Genomic DNA, 4,533 nt, shown 5'->3' with positions numbered 1-4,533 from the left:
TATATTATAAATATATATTATAAATATATATTATAAAATTATACAAAAAATGTGTATTTAATAAATCTAGTAAATAAATTGTGATAAAATTAATATATATAAATATAATTTAATTTAGGAGGTGAGATTATGGAAGAGAAGAAAGTTTATTTATCAATTTCAGAAATGTTATCTAGGGCATTTAATTTATGCAAAAATAGTGCACTAGAAATTTTAAAGGTTATTGGAATATTTATAGTTCCTACAATTGTAGTTTTAGTTGGAATAATAGTAGGGATAGTTCTTTCAAGTTTAATAAATATTTCGTATTCATACTCATATTCATATTCTTATTTTGATGAAGCAATACCGCTTATAGGAATAGGAACAATCTTACTTATAATTTTAGTGGCATTAGTATCGTCATTATTAATGTTATATGCAAGTGGTATTATAACTAAGGTGTTAGATGATGCTAACAAAGGAAATGAGGTAAGTTGGAGAGCTGCCAATAAATATGTTTGGCAAAGGAAATGGAGCATTTTAGGATTAAATGTTTTAGTTTGGCTAATGTTATTCGCATTTGCAGTAGTAATAATTTTATTAACTATATTATTAGCTGTACTAACTGTTGGAATTGGATTAATAATATTAATTCCTTTAATAATTGCGATAGCTGTTGTTATGGCGCCGTTGGCATATTTATTTAATTCAATGCTAATAGTGAGGGATTTAACTATCACTGAGGCAATAGGAGAAACATTTATGCTATTTAAGAAAGGATATTTTTGGTCAACTATAGGAAAGTTAGCAGCTATATCTGGGATAACAATTGGTATTGGATTAGTTTTAGCTATAATTCAAATAATACCTTTAGTAGGAATAATAATAGCTGTAATAGGACAATATGCAATTCAAGCATATACAATATCTTATCTAAATATATTAGCATTAGATAGAAGTAATACAGTAGAAAGTTTTATAGATCCTATAATGTAAATTAAAAAAAGGTTTATTTAACTAGATTATATTTAGTTAAATAAACCTTTTGTTAATAGTCATTATGAAATTTATACATAATAATACAAATAAGACTAATACTATAAAAAGAAAATATAGTAGAGGTGAGAAGATGATAAATAGGAATATGACTGTATTAGAAGCTATACAAGAAAATCATCAAGTTGAACAAATATTTTTAAGCTTTGGAATAGGATGTGGAATTTTTAGCAATAATATTGGAAGTACAATAGAAGACATATGTATAAAAAGAGGAATAGATGTAGAGAAATTACTTAATGAATTAAATTATAATAGATTTTACTAAGAGGAAGTAGAAGTACTTTTATCATAGTTTTTCTAAAATATATAAAAAGTGCTATAATTATAGTATTATTTCAGCTCTGTAGAAATACAGAGTTTTGATATTTAGATTAGGAGGATATTATGGGGAAAAGTTATAGTAAAGAATACGAATTACATTATTACGATGTAGATAGTAACTTAAGGTGTACAATGTCAACTATTATAAATATTTTATCTGATATAGGTACAAAACAATCAGAAGAGCTGGGATCAGGTATGGAAGCTTTATTAAAAGATAATATGACATGGGTATTTTATAACTATCATGTAAAAGTATTTAGACATCCAATGTATGGAGAAAAGCTATCAGTGAAAACTGAGGCTGTAGGATTTAAGAAATTTTATGCTTTAAGAAATTATGAAATTAAAGATAGCAGTGGGAATGTGGTTGTATCTGCTAATGCCATATTTTTATTAGTCAATCTAGAAAAAAGAAGAATGATGAGAATACCTCAAGAGCAGTATGAAATTTATGGTGTAGATGGCGATATGAAAGAGGAATTTAAGCTTCCTAGATTAGAAAAGATTAATGAACATAAGTATGAAAGAAACTTCAAGATAAGATATACAGATATAGATTTTAATAAGCATGTAAATAATACTAAATACATCGATTGGGCTATTGAAACATTACCAGAAGATATCGTAAATAGTTATGTTTTAAATGAAGTAAAAGTAACATTTGAAAAAGAATGCACTTACGGTGAAGAGGTAAAAGTATTTACAGATGTTAGATTAGAAGAGGGAGATGAAATAGTTACTATTCATAAAATAGAAACTGTTGATGGAAAGGAATTGACAAGATTAATTTGTCGTTGGAATAAGTGCTAAATTATAAAAAAGGAGTAATGAATGATAATTTATTACTCCTTTTTTTGTATTAAGAATTTGCTATATTTTTTGAAACAAAATGACCTGAACTCCAAGCCCATTGAAGATTAAAGCCGCCACAATCGCCATCTACATCGAGTATTTCACCACAAAAATATAAATTTTCAACTAATTTAGATTCAAGTGTTTTTGGGTTAACTTCTTTAGTGTTTATTCCGCCAATGGTAACTTGAGCTTGGTTAAATCCATTAGTATCAATGCATTTAAATTTCCAATGCTTTAGTAGAGTGATAAGTCTTTTTTTCTCATCCCATTGTAAGTCATAACAAGGTTTATGTAAATCTTCTATTTTAGCTTCCTTTAATAGTATTGGAATTAATTTTTTATGTACAATTCCAATTAAAGAGCTTATAACAGGTCTATGAGAAAACATTGCAAAATGGCTTTCCATAAAATCCTCTATTTCTGATAGAGATTGATTAGGCATCATGTCTACAACAACCTCAACATTTTTTTTCTTTAATAAGGCTTTAGATGCATGACCTGAAATTTGAAGAATTGGAGGTCCTGATATTCCGTAGTCGGTAAAGAGGATTTCACCAAATTCTTTTCTTATTGGTTCACCATTAACTAATAATATTGCATATCCATCAAATTTAACTCCTGAAATAGATTTTAAATAAGTATAATTCAATTTTAATTGAACTATTCCAGGAATGGTTTCAACTATTGAATGTCCAAATGATTTTGCTAAGTTATAAGCAGAACCATCAGATCCAGTTTTTACTGCTGATTTTCCTCCACAAGCTAAAATTAACTTGTTACATGTGAATAACTTATTTTCTTCGTTACTTGTGGATAATTTAAAGACATTTTTCTTGTGGATATCTTTTACTTTACAATCTGTGTATAAAGGAATACCTCTATCTTCTAAGGCTAATTTTAATATATCCACAACTGAAGATGCCTGAAGAGATTTGGGATACATCTTACCATTTTTTAATTCCACAATGGGAAGTCCTAATGATAGAAAAAAGTTTTCGGTGTCATCTACACCGAAGTTTGATAAAACATTTGTGAAAAATCCTGGATTTTCACTATGGTAAGATAGAAAAGGGAATGAAATTGTTCTATTAGAAATGTTACAACGACCATTTCCTGTAGTTAATATTTTTTTACCTATTCTATCAGTACCTTCAACTATGGCAACATCTAATCCGAAATCTTTAGCGGTAATAGCTGCAGATAAGCCAGAAGCACCACCGCCAACTATAATTAAATCATGATGAATCATAATAAATCTCCTTAATAAATTAATAATTTTAATTTTATCATATTATAATTTTTTTGGTTAATATAATAATATTCTATATATGTAAAAATCTTTATTTGCTTTTAATTTTAGATATAAATCCTAGTGTGTAATTTAACAAATATGAATTAATACAAATTATAATATAAATTCTTTAAATCTGTAATCTTTAAAAAATATATAATATAAATTTATGAATATGGAATAATAAATAATGAATGAGGTGAGGTTATGATAGTTAAAGTAGTTAATCAAGATAATGAAGATTACAATAAAGAATTCAAGTTAAGAAGAATGAACTATGATCAATGTGTAGTAAACTATCCTAATTCTAAGGGGATTAATATATTCTTAAATAAAGATTTGAAGTTTATTCCGGAATCAGATGTAGATGATTTTTTAATAAATAACAAAGATTTTCTAAAAATAAAATTAAATAGGGGAATATCTGTGCAATTTTATAAAATATTATTTGATAGTTTTAAGGATCAATTTGAAGAAATTGTAGAGGAAATAAATTTATTAAAAGATAAGTATTCTGTAAATAAAAGAGGGATATGGGAAAAGGAAATAATTTGTGTAATAAATGATAAGATTCCTGTAAAGATAATTGCTAGTGGACAAAACTTTAGGAAAAATAATTATAAAATAAATATAGAAGAAATAAATAGAGAAGAATTTTTAGAAGTTTGTAATTTTGAAATGAATAAAATAAAAAAAGAAATAAAAGAAAATCAATCACATTTATTAAGATATGAAAGAGCTATAAACGTAGTAAAATTCGGCGATAATAGCACTAAATTATTGACTTAAATACACGTATAAATAAAGTAAATAAAAAATAAAAAAAAAAGTTATTAAAAAGTGTTGACACTATATTAAAATTTATGTATTATAGTTAATGTGCTCGCCGACAGAACAGCTCGGTTGAGAAAAACAAAAAGAACATGGCTCCTTGGTCAAGCGGTCAAGACACCACCCTTTCACGGTGGTAACAGGGGTTCGATTCCCCTAGGAGTCACCATTATGGAAGCATAGCTCAGCTG

The 4,533-nt window shown here is 26.6% G+C and carries 5 protein-coding genes and 1 tRNA gene; 5 read left to right on the top strand and 1 reads right to left on the bottom strand.

Annotated elements, in window-relative coordinates; all coding sequences use genetic code 11:
• The first annotated feature begins 129 nt into the window (after positions 1-129).
• From I2E83_RS17805 to I2E83_RS17795, 3 genes are all read left to right on the top strand, one after another.
• Positions 130-978 (top strand): hypothetical protein, encoded by an 849-nt coding sequence (locus I2E83_RS17805; RefSeq protein ID WP_195266333.1) that lies wholly within the window; start codon positions 130-132, stop codon positions 976-978.
• A gap of 133 nt (positions 979-1,111) precedes the next feature.
• The gene (locus I2E83_RS17800) at positions 1,112-1,306 is read left to right on the top strand and encodes a hypothetical protein (protein ID WP_195266331.1); all 195 of its coding nucleotides are present in this window, start codon (positions 1,112-1,114) and stop codon (positions 1,304-1,306) included.
• Between the two features lie 119 nt (positions 1,307-1,425).
• A complete protein-coding gene (locus tag I2E83_RS17795; protein WP_195266329.1) occupies positions 1,426-2,175 on the top strand; it encodes an acyl-ACP thioesterase domain-containing protein in 750 nt (249 codons plus the stop codon).
• A gap of 49 nt (positions 2,176-2,224) precedes the next feature.
• Here the strand turns inward: I2E83_RS17795 and I2E83_RS17790 are convergent, their stop codons facing one another.
• A complete protein-coding gene (locus tag I2E83_RS17790) occupies positions 2,225-3,469 on the bottom strand; it encodes an NAD(P)/FAD-dependent oxidoreductase (protein ID WP_195266327.1) in 1,245 nt (414 codons plus the stop codon).
• Positions 3,470-3,718: 249 nt separating this feature from the next.
• Between I2E83_RS17790 and I2E83_RS17785 the strand changes: the two genes are divergently transcribed.
• Positions 3,719-4,300, top strand: coding sequence for a hypothetical protein (locus tag I2E83_RS17785; RefSeq protein WP_195266325.1), 582 nt, complete (start codon positions 3,719-3,721; stop codon positions 4,298-4,300).
• A 136-nt stretch (positions 4,301-4,436) separates the two neighbouring features.
• Positions 4,437-4,511 (top strand) — tRNA-Glu (locus I2E83_RS17780).
• Positions 4,512-4,533 lie beyond the last annotated feature (22 nt).

The organism is Clostridium sp. D46t1_190503_E9 (genome assembly GCF_015555225.1).
Classification (GTDB): Bacteria; Bacillota; Clostridia; order Clostridiales; family Clostridiaceae; genus Clostridium.
This window is presented reverse-complemented; position numbering and strand designations above follow the sequence as displayed.